We start from the raw sequence: 18,318 nt of genomic DNA, 5'->3' as shown, positions 1-18,318 counted from the left end.
CAGCGGCCGTGAATCCAAGGTGGAGGCAGGACGGGCCGCGGGCCGCCCGAACTAGGCGCTCGCCGCCAGTTCGGCGATCATGGCCTCTCGCATGAGGTATTTCTGAACCTTGCCGGTCACCGTCATGGGGAAGGCATCGACGAAGCGCACGTGGTGCGGCACCTTGAAGTACGCCAGGTGCTTGCGGCAGAAATCCTGCACCGAGGCGGCCGTGGCCGGCGAGCCGTCGCGCAGGCGAATCCAGGCGCACACCTGTTCGCCCAGCCGCGCGTCGGGCACGCCGAACACCTGCACATCCTGGATATCGGGTGGCCGTAGAGGAATTCCTCGATCTCGCGCGGGTAGATGTTCTCCCCACCGCGGATGATCATGTCCTTCAGCCGCCCGACGATGGTGCAGTAGCCCTCCTCGTCCAGCATCGCCAGGTCGCCGGTGTGCATCCAGCGCGCGTCGTCGAGGGCCGCCCGGCTGGCGCCGTCGTCGCCCCAGTAGCCGCGCATCACCGAATAGCCGCGCGTCAGCAGCTCGCCGGTGGTGCCTCGGGGCACCACCCCGCCCTGCTCGTCGACGATCTTCACTTCCACATGCGGATGCACGCGACCCACGGTCGCCACGCGTACGTCCAGCGGGTCGTCGGGCGTCGTCTGGAAGCTGACCGGACTGGTCTCGGTCATGCCGTAGGCGATGGTCACCTCGCTCATGTGCATCTCGCGCACCACGCGGCGCATCACCTCGATGGGACACGGCGAACCGGCCATGATGCCGGTGCGCAGCGTGCCCAGGTCGAACTCGTGGAAACGCGGGTGTTCCAGTTCGGCGATGAACATCGTGGGCACGCCGTGCAGGCCGGTGCAGCGCTCCTCGGCCACCGTCTGCAAGGTGACCAGCGCATCGAAGCCCTCGCCCGGTATGACCATGCAGGCACCGTGGGTCACGCAGGCCAGGTTGCCCAGCACCATGCCGAAGCAGTGGTAGAAGGGCACCGGGATGCACAGGCGGTCCGCCTCGGTAAGGCGCATGGCCTCGCCGATGAAGAAGCCGTTGTTGACGATGTTGTGGTGGGTCAGCGTGGCGCCCTTGGGCGCCCCCGTGGTGCCCGAGGTGAACTGGATGTTCACCGGGTCGTCGAAACCGAGCACCGGCTCGATCGCCGCCAGCCGTGCGCGCGCCGCGTCGTCGGCGCACAGGTCCGCCCAGCGCAGCGCCCCAGGCGCGGCCTCGTCGTCCAGCAGGATCACATGGCGCAGGTCGGGCAGTGCCGCGGCACGCAGCCCGCCGGGTATCGCCGTGGCCATCTCCGGCGCCAGCCCGGAAAGGATCTCCAGGTAATGCGAACTGCGGAACGCCCGGGGCAGGATCAGCGCGCGGCAGCCCACCTTGTTGAGGGAATAGGCCAGTTCGTGCGAACGGTAGGCGGGGTTGATGTTCACCAGGACCAGGCCCGCCTTGGGCGCGGCGAACTGGGCGACCACCCACTCCGCGCGGTTGGGCGCCCAGATGCCGACGCGCTCGCCCGGCTCCAGGCCCAGCGCCAACAGGCCGGCGGCCACACGGGTCACCTCGTCATGGAACTCGCGGTAGCTCCAGCGCACGCCTTGCTGGCGGACCACCAGCGCGGGTCGCTCCGGCCAGCGTGCGGTGACGCGATCGAGCAACGCGCCCACCGTTTCGCCCAGCAGGGGCGTGGCGCTGGCACCGTGGACGTAGCTGGGGGTGGATGCCATAAGGGTCTCCCAATCGATACATGGGCAGCAGCATAAGCCACCCACACACCGACGCACCCCGACGGATCAGGCGAACGCCGTCCAGGCATCGCCGCGGGGCGCAGCCACCTCGCCGAACCGTGCATCGTAGGTGGCGCGTTCCCCGGTACGCGCGGACGCATCGCGGCGTTCGCCGGTATCGACGGTGAAAAATGCGACCTGGTCGCGCAGCGCCTGCGCCTGGTCCTGCATGGATTTGGCGGCGGCCGCGGCTTCCTCGACCAGGGCGGCATTTTCCTGCGTTACCTGGTCGATCTGGGCAATGGCTACGTTGACCTGGTCGACGCCCGACGATTGCTCGGCGCTGGCCGCTGCGATCTCGGCGACGATGTCGGTAACCTTCTTCACGCCGTCCACGATGTCACGCAGCGCCAGCGACGACTGCTCGACCAGCGCGGCGCCGGCGTCCACGCGCTCCCCGCTCTCCACGATCAGGCTTCTGATCTCGCGTGCGGCCGAGGCACTGGACTGCGCCAGGCGACGAACCTCCGCGGCGACCACGGCGAAGCCGCGTCCCTGCTCACCCGCACGCGCTGCTTCGACCGCCGCGTTGAGCGCCAGCAGGTTGGTCTGGAAGGCGATCTCGTCGATCAGGCCGACGATGTCACCGATGCGGCGGCTGGAATCGCCGATGCGTGACATCGCCTCCTTCGTCTGGGCGACCACGTCACCACCGCGTTCCGCTTCGCCGCGTGCCTGACGGGAAAGGCGATCGGCCGCCGCCGCATTCTCGGCGTTCTGCTTCACGGTCGCGGTCATCTGTTCCATGGACGCTGCCGTTTCCTCAAGGCTGGACGCCTGCTCCTGCGTGCGCTGCGACAGGTCGTCGTTGCCACGTGCTATCTCGCCCGAGGTGATGGAGACCACGTGCGCACCCTGCTGGACCTCGGTCACGATGGAGGCCAGGGTGCCGCGCATGCGCTCCAGCGCGCCCAGCAGGCTGGTGGGCGCGAAGGCGACGGCGTTCGCGCGCAGGTCGCCGCCGGCGATGCGCCCGGCGATCGTTACCGCGTCTCGCGGTTCCCCACCCACGGTGGTACGGATGCTGCTCATGGACAACCAGACGACCAGCAGGGCCAGCATCGCGATCACACCGGACGTCAACAGGCCGCGCTTCAGCTGCGCGGCGAAGGCCGCGTCGATATCGTCGAAATACGCGCCGGAAATGAAATGCAGGTCCCACGGTTTGTACCAGGACGAGAAGCTGATCTTGTCGCGGAGCGCACCGGTCTTCGGCATGACCTGCGTGTAGCGCGTCACCCCGTGGCCCGTCGCCGTATCCGCCTTGAGCATGGCTTCGTAATGGTGGAACCCTTTGCCGTCGACGTCGTCGCGGATGTTCTTGCCGACGTCGTCGGAGCGCAGCGGGTGCATACGCATCGCCAGTGTGGAGTCGAACGCGAAGATATATCCCTTGCCGTCGTCCCAGCGCATCGAGGCGACATCCTGCAATGCGGCGACCCGTGCCTCGAGATCGCTCATCTCGCCCTTCTCGGCACGCGCGTGGTACGCATCGACCAACGAGATCGCTGCGGCCACGTGCTGTTCCAGCGTCTGCTGGAGCTCGCGCATCTGTACCTGCCGACTTGCGACACACGCCATGATCGACTGGGCCAGCAACCCCAGCACCACGACGGCCATGACCATCCACACGCGCGTCGTCAGACGCGTACAGCTGAACCAGCTACTTACGACGGACATCCCCGACTACCTCCCCTGTTCCCCTTACGCTTTATCGGCAGGGATCGGGCAAGCCTTTACCACGCAGACGTGAAGACGCCTTGCCGCGCAGCTCGGTCAGGGCGCAACGACGCGATGCCGTCCCGAACCGAGCACCACGTCCGGACGCCCGGGCAAGGCCACCACGGCTTCGGCACCGACGGGCACGCGCACGTCCACGATCAGCGTGCCGCCTTCCTTGCGCCAGGCTACCGAAGCCTCGCCGTAGGGGGTCATGACCGACGCCGAGGCGTGCGGCAGCCACGCCGTGAGCGCCGGCCGCACACCGATGCGGCGCCAGCCGGGGGCCAGCGGGCGCAGGCCGGCCACGTCGCCGAATAGCCAGTCGTCTACGGTGCCCAGGAAATAGTGGCCGCGTGAGCGCGACGCCGGCTTCCAGTGTTCCCACAGGCTCGTGGCTCCGTTGGCGCGCCAGAAACCCCAGCTCGGGAAGGTGGTCTGGGTAGCGATCCGCCAGGCCTCGTCGGCGTGCCCGCTGGCCGTCAGCACGGGGAGGATCGCCTTGGTCGCCAATGCCCCGGTGTCGAGGTGGTCGCCGCGCGCTTTCGCGTCGCCCGCGATGCCCGCCGCGACGCGATCGCGCAGGTCGTCCGGGACCAGGTCGAACCACAGCGCAAGCAGGTTGTGGGCCTGGCGATAGCCACGATCGCCCTCGCCACGGTACCGGCCGGCAGCCCGATCGAGGAAGCGGGTGTTGAACGCTTCACGCACTCGCGTCGCCCTGGTCTCGAACGCCTCGGCCGCGACCGGCTCGTCCAGCAGGCGATACATCCGGGCCACGGTTCGCTCCATGCCGTACAGGTACGCGGTGGCGGCGATGCGCTTGTCCTCCGGCGCGTTTTCGCCGCCGGGGTCGGTGTCGGGGCTGACCCAGTCGCCCAGTTCCGTATCGGCTATGCCGCCGGGGGAGCGCGCGTCCTCCATGGCCACGTAGCGCGCCATACCGTCAAGGTGCTCGTCGATCGGGCGGCGATCGCCCGCATACATCCACAAAGACCAGGGCACGAACACATAGGCCGCGTGCCAGGTGGGCGCGCGCACATGGCCCCATCCCGGATTGGGCGCGATCAGCCACGGCGCGCCGTCCGCGCCGCGCGTGTCGGCGATGTCACGCACCCATTTGGCCAGCAGGCGGTCGATATCGAGGTTGCGCAGGAACATGTCCGCACCGAGCATGCCATCGCCGGTCCAGCCGTTCTTCTCGTACATCGGCGTATCGGTGGGAATGCCGTGCAGGTTGTTGAGCAGGGTGTCCACGACTGCGCGATGGATCCAGTCGAGCAGGGCATCGCTGCTGTCGAAACGACTCGTCTCGGCGACGTCGGTGTGAACGACCTGTGCCGTGACCGCATCGACCGATGGCCTGGCGTCCGGCCATCCATCCACCTGCACGTAGCGGAAGCCCTTGTATGAGAAGCGCGGATGCCAGCGGGTCCGCGTACCCGCCAGCACCAGCCGGTCGGTCTGGAACCCCCGTTGGAAATAGTGGTGCTCGTCGCGCGCGTCCACGGTGCCGTCGGGCATCAGCTTCTCGCCATAATGCGCGACTATCGTGGTGCCCGCGGGCCCACTGACATCGAACGTGGCCCACCCGGCGATGACGCGGGGAAAGGCGAACACGTACGTGCCCGGTCGCGGCTCGGTCACGGCGGTTGCCTTCAGCGTGGCAGCCGCACGGATCGGTTGCTCCGTCTGCGCGACCAGCCGGCCTTTCGGTGCAGGCAGTTCGCTTGCCGCTTGCCAAGTCGCCGGCGTCGCGGCACGCGCATCGAACGTCTCGCCGCCGTACAGGTCGTCGAGCCGCGTGGGCCCGTCCGCCAACCGCCAGCCACGATCGCTGACGATGTCCTGCCGCCGGCCGTCGGCATAGCGGATACGCAGCAGCGCGCGGAGACGAGGCTGGCCGTGCCAGGGCGCCTTTTCCCAATGCCACACGTTCGGGTTGGTCATGCCGTAGAAGCCCCGGCCAAGCTCGGCGCCCAGCACGTGGTCGCCCGGTGCCAGCGGCACATCGGTGGCCACCACTTCCACCCGCTTGTCGTAATCGGTGAAACCCGGCGACAGCACGGCGTCGCTCACGGGGCGGCCGTCGATGGAAAGATCGGCGTAACCGCCCGCGGCGACATACAGCGTGGCACGTGCCACCTCGGCGTCCACATGGAACGCGCGCCGCAACAGCGGCGCGGGCAGGCTGTCCGCATCGGCCTTGCCGATCCAACGGGCACCGTGCCATCCGCGTGCGTCCAGCGCCGTGTCGAAATGCGAGGCCACGCGACCGTCGCCGTCCGTGGTGTGGACCTCGGCATGCCACTCGTAGCGCTCGCCCGGCACCAGCGTCGGACCGGCGTAATCGATGTCGAACGAGACCGGCGAATGCACCAGGCCGCTGTCCCACACCACCCCGCTCGCGTGGCTCACCACGAGACGATAGCCTGTCTGCACGGTGCCCTGCCGGTCGCTGTCGATGATCCAGCCGAAGCGCGGCTTGGGCACGTCCACGTAAGCGGGTGTGTCGGCGCGCTCGACCCGTGGCGTGTGCACCGTGATCGCCGCCCTGACGATCGGCGCGACGCAGGACAGGGCGAGGGCGAGGACGAGCCGGCGAAGTGCGTGCAAGGGACAGGCCTCGGTGGCGACGACCGGTGAGCATATCGCGGAAAGGGAAAAGCGAACTGACACCCCATGGACGGCACATGGACGTTTCGGTCCGTAAACCTCGTGGTCTCCCTACGCCCCACGAGGACACCACCATGGCCGATGCCGTGAACGATCCCTATGCCATGCGCGACCCGCGCACGCAGTACCCGCAGCCGGAATTTTCCCGGCAGCCGCAGCCGGCACCGGGCCTGGCCGCCGAGATGTCGCCCAAGCCGGACCATGGCGAAACCGGCTACCGCGGCAACGGCCGCCTGAAGGGCCGCAAGGCGCTGGTGACAGGCGGCGACTCGGGGATCGGCCGTGCCGCCGCCATCGCCTTCGCGCGCGAAGGCGCCAGCGTGGTCATCAACTACCTGCCGTCCGAGCAGAAGGATGCGGATGAAGTGGTCGCCCTGCTCACGGGCGAGGGCCACACGGTCGTCGCGATACCGGGCGACCTCGCCGACGAGGCGTTCTGCAAGGAACTGGTCCAGCGGAGCGTGAAGGAACTGGGCGGCCTGGATATCCTGGCCAATGTCGCGGGCCGCCAGCAGTTCAGCCCGTCCATCGACGAGCTGGATAGCGCATCGTTCGAAGCCACCTTCCGCACCAACGTGTTCGCCTTGTTCTGGCTGACCAAGGCCGCGGTGCCGCACATGCCGCCGGGTGCCGCGATCGTCAACACGGCCTCGATCCAGGCCTACCAGCCCTCCGACATCCTGCTCGACTATGCCTCCACCAAGGCCGCCATCGTCGCCTTCACCAAGGCCCTGGCGAAGCAGCTGGCCGAGAAGGGCATCCGTGTGAACGCGGTGGCGCCCGGCCCCGTGTGGACGCCGCTGCAACCCAGTGGCGGCCAGCCGCAGGAGAAGGTGGTGGAATTCGGCAAGAGCGTCCCGCTGGGCCGCCCCGGCCAACCGGTGGAATGCGCGCCGCTGTACGTCCTGCTTGCCAGCCAGGAAGCCAGCTTCATCACCGGGGAAACCTACGGCGTTACCGGCGGCAACATGCTGCCCTGATGCCGAAAGCGCGTCCGACCGTCGACAAGCGTGTCGCGCGGGCTCCTGTCGACGGGATGAGGATCACGCGCGCGCGATGCGCCCCAGCGCGTCCATCAGGTCGGCCACGCCATACGGCTTGATGATGATCGTCGTGTGGTCGTCACGTGTGACGCCGTTGGCCATGTGGTCGCCCGTGGCGTAGATGACGGGAAGGTCGGGCTGTGTCTCGCGCAACCGCTCCGCCACGTCCACCCCACTCATCCCCGGCAGGCCGACATCGGCCAGCAGCACGTCGATGGCCTCGGCGCCGTGCAGGCGAATGGCTTCGTTGCCGTCGCCTGCCTCGAAGGCCGTGTGCCCACGGCTTTCCAGCATCTCGGTGATGGACATGCGGATGAGTGCGTCGTCTTCCAGTACCAGAACACGCAACGGTTCCGCCACGGGCGTGACCGGTGCCGGCGCCGACGGGGCCGTGGCCACTTCGGCGATGGTACGCGGCACGCGCGAGCCCAGCACCTGCCGGACACGACGGGCCAGTTGCTCGCGCGTGTACGGCTTGCTGAGCAGTTCGACCCCTTCGTCCAGGCGACCGCCATGCACGATGGCGTTTTCCGTGTAGCCGGAGGTAAACAGCACGGCGATGCCGGGCTGGCGCTCGGCCGCCTTGCGCGCCAGTTCGGGGCTGCGCAATGGGCCCGGCATCACCACGTCGGTGAACAGCAGATCGATGGCGATGCCGCTTTCGACGATCGACAGCGCGCTTTCGGCGTCACGTGCCTTGAGCACGCGGTAGCCGAGTTCGGCGAGCATGCCCACCACCGTTTCGCGCACGGCTTCATCGTCCTCGGCCACGAGGATGGTCTCGTCACCGCCACGGATGGCTTCTTCTTCAATCGCCACGATGCGATCCTCGCTCTGCATCGACCGGGGCAGGTAGATCTTCACCGTGGTGCCCTCGCCCGGCTCGCTGTACATCTTGATATGACCACCGGACTGCTTGACGAAGCCGTAGACCATCGACAGTCCCAGTCCCGTGCCGCGACCTTCCGGCTTGGTGGTGAAGAAAGGATCGAACACCTTGTCGAGGATGTGGGCCGGCATGCCGCTGCCGGTATCGGTCACCGCAAGCATCACGTATTGCCCCGGACGAAGGTCGCCGTGGGTCTTGGCGTAGCTGTCGTCCAGCAACGCGTTGCCGGCCTCGACCGTGAGCTTGCCCTGGCCGTCCATCGCGTCGCGCGCATTGATCGCCAGGTTGAGCAGCGCGTTCTCGACGTTGGACGGATCGACCAGCGTGTTCCACAGGCCCCCGGCGATCACGGTCTCCACCTCGATCGCCTCGCCCAGCGCCCGGCGCAGCAGTTCGTCCATGTCGCGCACGAAGCGGCCGATGTTGACGACCTTGGGCGCCAGCGGCTGGCGACGACCGAAGGCGAGCAGCTGGGCGGCCAGCTTCGAGCCGCGGGTGACGCCCGCCATGGCATTGGCCACGCGTCGCTCGGCGCGTTCATTGCCCGACACGTCGGTGCCGAGCAATTGAAGGTTGCCGCTGATCACCTGCAGCAGGTTGTTGAAATCGTGGGCGACGCCACCGGTGAGGTTGCCGATCGCATCCATCTTCTGCGCCTGGCGCAGTTGCTCCTGGGCGGCATCCAGTTCCGCGTCGCGCGCGCGCTCGGTCGTGACGTCGCGGGCCACGGCGAAGATCATGCCGTCGCTGGGCACCGCCCGCCACGACAGCTGGCGAAAGCCGCCGTCGGCCGTGCGATAGCGATTCTCGAAGCGCAGCGTGGCCACGCCGTCGGCCAGTTGCCCGGTTTCCTCGCCCATGCGTTCGGTATCCTCCGGATGCACGAAATCCAGGTACGAACGGCCCAGGGTCTCGCGCTCGCTCCAGCCGAGAATCGCCGTCCACGCCGGGTTGACCGACAGCAGGCGCGTGTCCGCATCGGCAACCAGCAGGATGTCGCTGGACAGGCGCCAGATACGGTCGCGCTCGGAAGTACGCTCCGCCACCTGCCGTTCCAGGCTCAGGGCCAGCTGTTGCAGTTCACCCTCGGCACGGCGCCGCTCGACGGCGACGCGGGTGCGGTTGCCTACCTCGCGGACGAAGGCGATCTCTTCCTCCAGCCACTCACGCGGGTCGGCGTGGTTGAGGTACAGCAACGCCACCACCCCACCGCGCTCGGTCACCGGCATGTTGATGAAGGCGACGGCGCTGATGCCTGCCAGGGCATCCGCGGTATTCACGGTACGCGGGTCCTGGTAGGCATCGGTAACCAGGGCGGTGCGCCCGGCCTTGATGTCGTCGATGTACGAGCCGTAATCGCGGAAGTTCAGCACGCCGGCGATCGTCTGGATGCCCGGGGCGTTCCAGTCGCGTTCGACGGTGATGGTTTCCGCCACCGTATCGACCGTGCCGTAACCGGCACGGCTGACCCGTAGCGTGCGGCCGAGCACCTCGGCCACCCGATAGGCGATGTCCGTCGGGTCTTCCAGGTCGCGCAGCAGGTTGCTGACCTCGATCAGGGCCAGGCGGCGCTCTTCGGCACCGCCGGCATCCCCTGGCGTCTCCACGGTCGGATAGACGCCGACCATGAACACGGGCTCGCCGTCCACCGGGCGCCGCCATGGCTCGACGGACACCCGCCACGCCGTGCCGTCCGCGGCCGTCAGCCCGATATCGCGGACCCCCTCGATACCGCCAGCCGCCAGCAGGGCGGTCAGGCGGGACCGGCTGTCGTCCGTCCACCAGTTCAGGAAGCCCTGCCCCGCCCCGTCACGAAGCCGTGCGGTCATCCAGGCATTGGCGTAAAGGAGTTCCCCTGTCGCCGACACGGCCGTGAAGCCGAACGGCAGTGCGTCGAACGCATGGGTGACCAGGGCGTGTTCCTGCAACGCGAACGTAGATGGCATCGAGCGAGCGGTCATGGGGCGGATCGCAGATGTTAAAGGTTCGAAGCCCTGCACTTTGTGTAGGCCATCTTCACGAAACGGTCATGTCGCGCTGCGGAAATCGGCCCGCGGGGGGTTGCAAAAAAATGACTCCCGGCGGATCAAGCACATAGCGCATTTACCCTACATCTTGTGTTGACGGTACCGGGGACCAGCTATATGGTGTGTCCCGTTGGTGTCCGAAGAGGCGCGACTGCCCGTCGGACTTAATAGGGAATCCGGTGTAAATCCGGAACTGCCCCGCAGCGGTAAGTGGAAACGAACCCGTCACACGCACTGGTCCCCCTGGGATTGGGAAGCGACGGCTAGGCCGGACCCGAAAGGCGTCCCCGTCCACGAAGTCCGAAGACCTGCCAACAGCTGTCGCCCCGCCAGGCGTCGGTTTTTGTGGTGACGGCTTCCGCGGGGAGGCACGTCGCGGTCCGGAGCCCCCGATGGCGTGCTCCGACGCGACCCTTTTCCGCCGGCCCACCGCTTCGAGCCCCGTCCGAGGGAACGGGAGTTTGAACCGAGCCCTGGGGCACGCCTGACATGACCACGATGGAATCCGCCGCGCGCGAGCGCACCGAAGCAGCCGATACGGCCGTTACCTCCCCCGCCCCGGCGGACAAGGCACCCGCTGCCGGTTACCGCAACGAGCCGCCGCCGGCGTTCGCGCTGACGCCGCCGCACAACCCCGGCCAGATGCGCGTCACCAAGCGCAACGGCGGCCAGGAAGCCGTCGACGTGAACAAGATCGTGCGCGCGGTGACCCGCAGCGCCGATGGCCTGTTCGCGGTCGACCCGATGCGCGTGGCGCTGAAGACCATCGGCGGCCTGTACGACGGCGCCACCACGCAGGAGCTGGACCAGCTGTCGATCCGCACCTCCGCGGCGCTCACCGCCGAGGAACCGGAATACGGCCAGCTGGCCGCGCGCCTCCTGGCCGCCTTCGTCGACAAGGAGGTGTCCGGCCAGGACATCCAGTCGTTCTCGCAGTCGATCAGCACCGGCTTCGAGCTGGGCATCCTCAACGAGCGCCTGCGTGACTTCGTGCTGGTCAACGCGCGCAAGCTCAACGATGCCATCGACACCGCCGGCTCGCGCCGCTTCGAATACTTCGGCCTGCGCACGGTCTACGACCGCTACCTGCTGCGCCACCCGACCCGCCGCTTCGTCATCGAGACGCCGCAGTACTTCTTCATGCGCATCGCCTGCGCCCTCGGCGGCAACGACGTGGCCGAGACGCTCGAGCTGTATCGCATGCTGTCGTCGCTGGAATACCTGGCCAGCTCGCCCACCCTGTTCAACGCCGGCACCGCGCACGAGCAGCTGTCGTCGTGCTTCCTGCTGGATTCGCCTCAGGACGCGCTGGAGTCCATCTACGCCAAGTACGGCGACGTGGCCCAGCTGTCGAAGTTCGCCGGCGGCATCGGCCTGGCCTATTCACGTATCCGCTCGCGCGGCTCGCTGATCAAGGGCACCAACGGTCATTCGAACGGCCTGGTACCGTGGCTGAAGACCCTCGATGCGTCGGTGGCCGCGGTGAACCAGGGCGGCAAGCGCAAGGGCGCCGCCTGCGTGTACCTGGAAAGCTGGCATGCGGATATCGAGGAATTCCTCGAGCTGCGTGAGAACACCGGCGACGACGCGCGCCGCACGCACAACCTCAACCTGGCCAACTGGGTGCCGGACCTGTTCATGCGCCGCGTCGAGACCGACGGCGACTGGTCGCTGTTCGACCCGAAGATCGTGCCGCACTTCGTCGACACCTGGGGCGCCACCTTCGAGGCCGCCTACGAGAAGGCCGAGGCCGAGGGCCTGGCCGTCAAGTCGATCAAGGCGCGAGAGCTGTACGCCCGCATGCTGCGCTCGCTCGCGCAGACCGGCAACGGCTGGATGACTTTCAAGGATCGTTCCAACGCCACCAGCAACCAGACCGCCCGTCCGGAAAACGTCATCCACCTGTCCAACCTGTGCACCGAGATCCTGGAAGTGACCTCGGAAGGCGAGACCGCCGTGTGCAACCTCGGCTCGGTGAACCTGGCCCGCCACGTGGTCGACGGCCAGTTCGATTACGACAAGCTCGCCACCACGGTGCGCACCGCCGTGCGCCAGCTGAACCGCGTGATCGACCTCAACTTCTACCCGATCGCCACGGCGAAGACGGCAAACATGAAGTGGCGTCCGGTCGGGCTTGGCGTCATGGGCCTGCAGGACGTCTTCTTCAAGCTCCGCCTGCCCTTCGACTCCGCGGAAGCGCTGAAGCTGTCCTCGCGCATCCAGGAAGAGATCTACTTCCACGCGCTGTCGATGTCCAACGAGATCGCCGAGCGTGACGGCGCCCATCCCGGCTTCGAGGAAACCCGCGCGGCCAACGGCGAGCTGCAGTTCGACTACTGGCCGGCCGCCACGCCGACCGACGTCGACGGTCGCTGGGCCGAGCTGCGCGAGAAGATCAAGGCGAAGGGCCTGCGCAACTCGCTGGTCATCGCCATCGCGCCGACCGCCACCATCGCCTCGATCGCCGGCTGCTACGAGTGCATCGAGCCGCAGGTGTCCAACCTGTTCAAGCGCGAGACGCTGTCGGGCGACTTCCTGGTGGTGAACCGTTACCTGGTGGACGAGCTGAAGACGCTGGGCCTGTGGACCGCCGAAGTGCGCGACCAGATCAAGCTCGCCGAAGGCTCCGTCCAGGGCATCACGTCCATCCCGGCCGCACTGCGCGAGGTGTATCGCACCACGTGGGAACTGCCGCAGAAGGCCCTGATCGACCTGGCCGCCTCCCGCGGCGCCTACATCGACCAGAGCCAGTCGCTGAACCTGTTCATGGAAAACCCGAACATCGGCCAGCTGTCGTCCATGTACATGTACGCCTGGAAGTCCGGCATCAAGACGACGTACTACCTGCGCTCGCGTCCCGCCACCCGCATCACCAAGACCACGGTCAGCTCGTCGTCGGCCGCGCTGCCCACGGCCGGTGCGCCGGTGGTAGCCGATGCGCAGGAACAGGCCGAAGCCGCGGTGTTCTGCTCGCTCGAGAACCCCGAATACTGCGAAGCCTGCCAGTAACCGACCACGCACGACGACCCATGTAGGAGCGCACGCTGTGCGCGAAAACCAACAACGCGACGACGCGGCAACGCTGCGGATCGCGCTGCATCTCCGCTTCGTTGGCTTTTCGCGCACAGCGTGCGCTCCTACACGTGCCACGCTACACGCGCCACGGTGCCGCCGTGCCTGGCGCCATCCTTTCTGAGGTAGCCCCGATGTCCGCTTTGCCCGTCGCCCGCGACACCCATATCCTCGATCCCGGTTTCGAGCTCACCCTGCGGCCGATGAAGTACCCGCAGTTCTATGAGATGTACCGCTCGGCCATCCGCAACACGTGGACGGTGGAGGAAGTGGACTTCTCGCTCGATACCAGCGACCTGAAGTCGAAGATGTCAGACGCCGACCGGCACCTGATCCATCGCCTGGTGGCGTTCTTCGCCACCGGCGACACCATCGTGTCGAACAACCTGGTGCTCAACCTGTACCAGCACGTGAACTCGCCCGAGGCGCGCATGTACCTCTCGCGCCAGCTGTACGAGGAAGCGCTGCACGTGCAGTTCTACCTTACGCTGCTGGACACGTACATTCCGGAGCCGAGCGAGCGCAACAAGGCCTTCGACGCGATCGAGAGCATTCCCTCGATCCGCCAGAAGGGTGAGTTCTGCTTCAAGTGGATCGACTCGATCCAGAACCTCAACCGCCTGGAAACGCGCGAGCACCGCCGCCAGTTCCTGCTCAACCTGATCTGCTTCGCGGCCTGCATCGAGGGCCTGTTCTTCTTCGCCGCCTTCGCCTACGTCTACTACCTGCGTTCGCGCGGCCTGCTGCACGGCCTGGCCTCGGGTACCAACTGGGTGTTCCGCGACGAGTCGGGCCACATGGCCTTCGCCTTCGAGGTGGTGCGCACCGTGCGCGAGCAGGAGCCGGACCTCTTCGACGACCAGATGCGCCAGGAAGTGGAAGCCATGCTGGAAGACGCCATCGCTTGCGAGACCCAATTCGCGGCGGACGTGCTCTCCGGCGGCGTGGCCGGCCTTTCGGTCACCGACATGCGCCAGTACCTCGAATACTGCGCCGACCAGCGCCTGGTCCAGCTGGACATGCCGAAGAAATACGGCGCGAAGAACCCGTTCGACTTCATGGACCTGCAGGACGTCCAGGAACTGACCAACTTCTTCGAGCGCCGCGTCTCCTCGTACCAGGTGGGCGTGCAGGGCGAGGTCGCCTTCGACCAGTCGTTCTGAAACAAGAACCCTCGTTCAAGAAACGAGGGTGTAGGAGCGCACGCACGTGCGCGAACCCTCTCCACGGCAAGGGCAACCGATGCCATACCGCTCCAGGCGAGCGAGCGTTTCCGTGAGCCTGGTACGCGATACCGGATGCACGGAAACGCTCGCTGGTTTAGACGGTCGGCTTCTTTCGCCTCAGTTGGAGGCTGAGGGTTCGCGCACGTGCGTGCGCTCCTACCCCCCGCCCAAACGATTCGGTAAGTGCGGCACCCGCGTCCCGTACGTGCGGACGTCCTGTAAGATGCATGCTGCATTGCAACAGGAAGCGTCCCCATGACCGAGATCGACCGTCCCATCGAGGCCCGCGTCCTCGAAATCGTCTTCCCCGACCATACCAATCACCTCGGCACGCTGTTCGGCGGGCAGGCGCTGGCGTGGATGGACAAGGCGGCCTTCCTTGCCGCTTCGCGTTACTCCCGACAGATCGTCGTCACCGCCCGCTCCGAGCAGGTGGATTTCCACGTGCCGGTGCGCAAGGGCCAGATGGTGGAACTGATCGCCACCGTGGTGTCGGTCGGCCGCACCTCGATGAAGATCGACGTGGCGATGTACACCGAGGACCTGATCACGGGCGCCCGTGAGCTGTGCACCCGCGGCACCTTTACCATGATCGCGCTGGACGCGGAGCATAAGCCGACACCGGTCGCGCCGCTGCCGGTCGCCACCGCCGACCACTGACACCACGGAAACCGCACGCGCCGCTGGCGGTTTCCCGAGTAGATGAAAGCAGGCCGGCGCAGCCTGCAGCATCGTTCGCAAGCTGGCCGGCGCAGCTTGCTGTGTCGCTTGCGAGCAGGCCGGCGTGGCTCGCGTCGTCGCTCACCCGCCGCCCCTACCCAACGGACCGCAGCTCAGTCGAGCTTGTAATCGAAGGTCAGGAACACTTCCCGTCCGTTGTACTCGGAGGCCGTCTGCCCCGTGGTGACGAACTCGAAGCCGCCGGCGTAGTAGGGAATCGCGCCGACCTTGTTAAAGATGTTCGATACCGTGAGCTTCAGGCGCGTGTCGGGATTGATCTGCACGGCGGCGGAGCCGTTCCAGGTGATCCAGACGGGGGTGTGGCCCTTGTAGGTCGTATCGGCCACGGTGACCTGGTTGCCGTCTTGGGTGACCTGGCACACACCGGTGGCCAGCTGCTGCCCGCCGTTGGGTACGGTGACCATGCCCGGCTGGATGCCGTTCGGCAGCGTGTCGCAACCGTCGTAGTTCGGCGCGCGCATGCTGCCGGCGCGCGTGCCGGAGATCGACACGTTCCATGCGCCCCTGTTCCATTCGCCGATCCACGTGACCCGGCTGGCGACGTTCTGGTAACGGGTGTTCTGCAACTCGTCGGAGGCCAGCACGCGCTGCTTGTACGACAGGTTGTCGGTGTAATTGATGCCCGCGCGGAAGTCGCCGTAGCCGTCCGTGTGGAACTTGTAATCCAGCGACGCGTCGATGCCGCCGACATACAGCGAGGCCTCGTTGATCGGGCCGGACTGCACGGTAAGGATCTGCCCGGTGGCATCGCGCTTCACCATCTGCGTGACCATCTGGCAGTAGGCCGAACCCGCTACGTGCGCCGTATAGGGCGACAGACCGGACGTGCCGTTGGGCTTGGTGCCGGTCAGGCAGCCGGCTTCGTCGTTGAGCACAGTGCCCTGGTCGAGGTACTGGATGGCGTTGTCCACGCCCATGTGCCAGTAGTCCGCCGACACGGACAAGCCCTGCACGCCCGGTACCTGCCACACGAAACCGTAGGTCCACGAGTGGCCGGTCTGCGGCAGCAGCAGGCGGCTGCCGTTGGTGAACAGCGTGTAGTACTGCGAGGTGGGCCGCTGGACCTGGTTGCACCATGTGCTGTTGTTCTGGCCCGCCTTGATCGCATTCACGCACTGCAGCGGGTCGATGTAGTCGCCCACCGGCGAGGTGGAGCCGGTCAGGTAGATGGCCTGCATGTCCGGCGCCTTGAAATTGGTGCCGTAACTGCCACGCAGCAGGAGCCCGTCGTACGGGCGCCATTCGATACCTGAGCCCCAGGTGCGGGCGACGTCGGCACTGCTGGCGTCATTGTACTTGTCCAGGCGGCCGGAGAGCGTCCAGGTCACCGAATCCAGCAGCGGCACGCGGAACTCCGTGCCCAGCGAATACCGCTGACGCGTGCCGCCACCGGTGAGGTAGGCACCGAACGGGTTCTGGAACGTGGCCGGGTCCTGGGCACGCGCATCGGGCGAGAGCTTGAAGGTGTTGTGCGCCGCTTCCAGCACCGCCGCCCAGCCCACCGCCTCGTCCACCCACGGAAACTTGAACAGGTCGCCGTTGAGGCGCAGTTGCGCCTGGTCGAGCGACGACGACGAGGTGTTCTCGCCGTTCACGGCGAACTGGCTGTACTGCTGCGGCGTGATGGGATTCCAGAACTGCTGCCAGTTCATCGCGTAGATGGGCAACCCGTCGGCCGTGGTGCCCTGCTGCTGGCCGAGGAAGAAGCGGCTCATGGCCTGTGCGTTGTAGCCGGTGAAGTCTTCGCGCACGATGTACTTCTGGCTATTGAGGTTCAGGTCCCAATTGAACCTGCCGTCGAAGACGGTGCCCCGCACGCCGGTCTGCAGGTTCCAGTTCTGCTCGCGGTCGTGCGTGTTGGCCGAGGTGCCGATTTCCTGCGCGGTCAGCTGGCGGATGGCCTGGTGGATGACCTGTCCGGTCGTCTGGTCGTAGAACGGCCCGGAGCCGAACACGTTCAACTGGGTGTTGGAGATACCGACGGTGCGGTACAGGGCCGCCGAGCCGTACAGCTGCATGCCGTTGCTGAAATCGTATTCGCCCGACACGTAGCCGTTGTTGCTGCGGCTGCCCGGCGTCAGTACCCAGTTCTGGAACAGGGCAGGCTGCGCGCAGTACGAACCGTTGTCCGTCACGCCGGTGATCTGCGTGCCGTTCGTGGACACGGTATGCGACTGGGCCAGGCGCGAGTTGCTGAACTTCTCGCACGTGCCCGCAGGCGGCGCGATGTACTGGCCGTTGCCGTTCATGACGGACAGGGCGATGGACCCCGCGGCGTCGTACTGGTAGCCGAACATGCGCGATGCCGGGCTCCATGAGCCGTAGCCCGCATCGGCCACGGAATCCTGGTAAGGCCGGTCCATGCCCCACAGGGCCGTGCGGTTCGACTTCTCCAGGTTGTAGACGACGCGCCAGTTTTCGCCCGACCGGCCGCCGAAGAAATTGATGTCGCCGTAGGCGCGTCCGCCCCGCGTGGCGCCACCGCCGGTCACCTGAAGCTCGTCACCCTTGTAGTTTTTCTTCAGGATCACGTTGACCACGCCCGCCACCGCGTCCGAGCCGTAGATGGACGAGGCGCCGGAGGCGAGTACCTCGACATGGTCGATCATGCCGGTGGGCAGGTTGTTGTAGTTCTGGAAGTTGCTCTGCTTGTTCAGCGGCTGCGGGTAGTCGACGATACGGTGGCCGTCGATCAGCAGCAGGCTGAAGCCCGGGCCGAGGCCACGAAGATTCACCGAGCGCGCATTCACCGAGCTGGAACCCCAGGCTGCGGAGTCGGATATCTGCTGGCCGACCTGCGGCAACGAGTCGAGGAATTCCCACAGCGTGGTGTAGCCCTGCTGCTTGATCTGCTCGCCCGTGATGGTGACCACCGGCGCCGGCCCTTCCACCTCCACGCGGGGAATCATCGAGCCGGTCACCGTCACGGCCTTCAGTTCGACGGCCTTGTCTGGCTTATCGGTGGTGCCGGTCGGCGGCGTGGCCGACTGCGCAAAAACGGCTGGCGCCCAAAGCGCGAGCGCGATGGAACTGGCGACGATGCTGCGCCGCAAACCGACTGTGTTCATCCCTTGTTTTCCCCGTGCGAGCGTTTGGTCAGGTGGATACCGACCGGCGCCAACCCCCATTGGCGCACGACGG

At 66.8% G+C, this 18,318-nt stretch carries 8 protein-coding genes, 1 pseudogene and 1 riboswitch; of the genes and pseudogenes, 4 read left to right on the top strand and 5 right to left on the bottom strand.

Translation table 11 applies throughout. The features are described from left to right. Window positions 1-51 precede the first annotated feature (51 nt). From QRN34_RS05425 to QRN34_RS05415, 3 genes and pseudogenes are all read right to left on the bottom strand, one after another. Window positions 52-1,724 (bottom strand): annotated as a pseudogene (locus QRN34_RS05425) (AMP-binding protein). A 66-nt stretch (window positions 1,725-1,790) separates the two neighbouring features. Further along, entirely contained in the window at window positions 1,791-3,464 is a 1,674-nt protein-coding gene (locus QRN34_RS05420; RefSeq protein ID WP_285402702.1) for a methyl-accepting chemotaxis protein, read from the bottom strand. A gap of 96 nt (window positions 3,465-3,560) precedes the next feature. Then, on the bottom strand, window positions 3,561-6,119 hold the full coding sequence (locus QRN34_RS05415; protein WP_285402700.1) for an alpha-L-rhamnosidase: 2,559 nt from the start codon (window positions 6,117-6,119) through the stop codon (window positions 3,561-3,563). 134 nt (window positions 6,120-6,253) lie between these two features. Here QRN34_RS05415 and QRN34_RS05410 point away from each other — a divergent pair, with 134 nt between their 5' ends. Then, window positions 6,254-7,159, top strand: coding sequence for an SDR family oxidoreductase (locus tag QRN34_RS05410; protein WP_285402698.1), 906 nt, complete (start codon window positions 6,254-6,256; stop codon window positions 7,157-7,159). Between the two features lie 63 nt (window positions 7,160-7,222). On the opposite strand, the gene QRN34_RS05405 is transcribed toward QRN34_RS05410, so the two are convergent. Continuing rightward, window positions 7,223-10,072 (bottom strand): response regulator, encoded by a 2,850-nt coding sequence (locus QRN34_RS05405; protein WP_285402696.1) that lies wholly within the window; start codon window positions 10,070-10,072, stop codon window positions 7,223-7,225. Window positions 10,073-10,252: 180 nt separating this feature from the next. Then, window positions 10,253-10,469: riboswitch (cobalamin riboswitch) on the top strand. Between the two features lie 158 nt (window positions 10,470-10,627). Here QRN34_RS05405 and QRN34_RS05400 point away from each other — a divergent pair. The 3 genes from QRN34_RS05400 (at window position 10,628) to QRN34_RS05390 (ending at window position 15,096) form a co-directional block, all read left to right on the top strand. Then, window positions 10,628-13,147, top strand: a complete 2,520-nt coding sequence (locus QRN34_RS05400; RefSeq protein WP_285402694.1) for a ribonucleoside-diphosphate reductase subunit alpha — start codon at window positions 10,628-10,630, stop codon at window positions 13,145-13,147. A 197-nt stretch (window positions 13,148-13,344) separates the two neighbouring features. Further along, a complete protein-coding gene (locus QRN34_RS05395; RefSeq protein WP_036139192.1) occupies window positions 13,345-14,373 on the top strand; it encodes a ribonucleotide-diphosphate reductase subunit beta in 1,029 nt (342 codons plus the stop codon). Window positions 14,374-14,691: 318 nt separating this feature from the next. After that, window positions 14,692-15,096 (top strand): acyl-CoA thioesterase, encoded by a 405-nt coding sequence (locus QRN34_RS05390; protein ID WP_036139190.1) that lies wholly within the window; start codon window positions 14,692-14,694, stop codon window positions 15,094-15,096. A gap of 173 nt (window positions 15,097-15,269) precedes the next feature. Here the strand turns inward: QRN34_RS05390 and QRN34_RS05385 are convergent, their stop codons facing one another. Further along, a complete protein-coding gene (locus QRN34_RS05385) occupies window positions 15,270-18,245 on the bottom strand; it encodes a TonB-dependent receptor (RefSeq protein ID WP_285402690.1) in 2,976 nt (991 codons plus the stop codon). Window positions 18,246-18,318: the final 73 nt, after the last annotated feature.

Source organism: Luteibacter sp. ME-Dv--P-043b, assembly GCF_030209605.1.
In the GTDB taxonomy this organism is placed as follows: Bacteria; Pseudomonadota; Gammaproteobacteria; order Xanthomonadales; family Rhodanobacteraceae; genus Luteibacter.
The sequence above is the reverse complement of the archived record's forward strand: the minus strand, read 5'-3'. Positions and strand labels throughout refer to the sequence as shown.

Bases quoted from the DNA above. Each gene is read 5' to 3' on its own strand.
- QRN34_RS05420 (WP_285402702.1), bottom strand. From the start codon at position 3,464: ATGTCCGTCGTAAGTAGCTGGTTCAGCTGTACGCGTCTGACGACGCGC.
- QRN34_RS05410 (WP_285402698.1), top strand. From the start codon at position 6,254: ATGGCCGATGCCGTGAACGATCCCTATGCCATGCGCGACCCGCGCACG.
- QRN34_RS05405 (WP_285402696.1), bottom strand. From the start codon at position 10,072: ATGACCGCTCGCTCGATGCCATCTACGTTCGCGTTGCAGGAACACGCC.
- QRN34_RS05400 (WP_285402694.1), top strand. From the start codon at position 10,628: ATGACCACGATGGAATCCGCCGCGCGCGAGCGCACCGAAGCAGCCGAT.
- QRN34_RS05395 (WP_036139192.1), top strand. From the start codon at position 13,345: ATGTCCGCTTTGCCCGTCGCCCGCGACACCCATATCCTCGATCCCGGT.
- QRN34_RS05390 (WP_036139190.1), top strand. From the start codon at position 14,692: ATGACCGAGATCGACCGTCCCATCGAGGCCCGCGTCCTCGAAATCGTC.
- QRN34_RS05385 (WP_285402690.1), bottom strand. From the start codon at position 18,245: ATGAACACAGTCGGTTTGCGGCGCAGCATCGTCGCCAGTTCCATCGCG.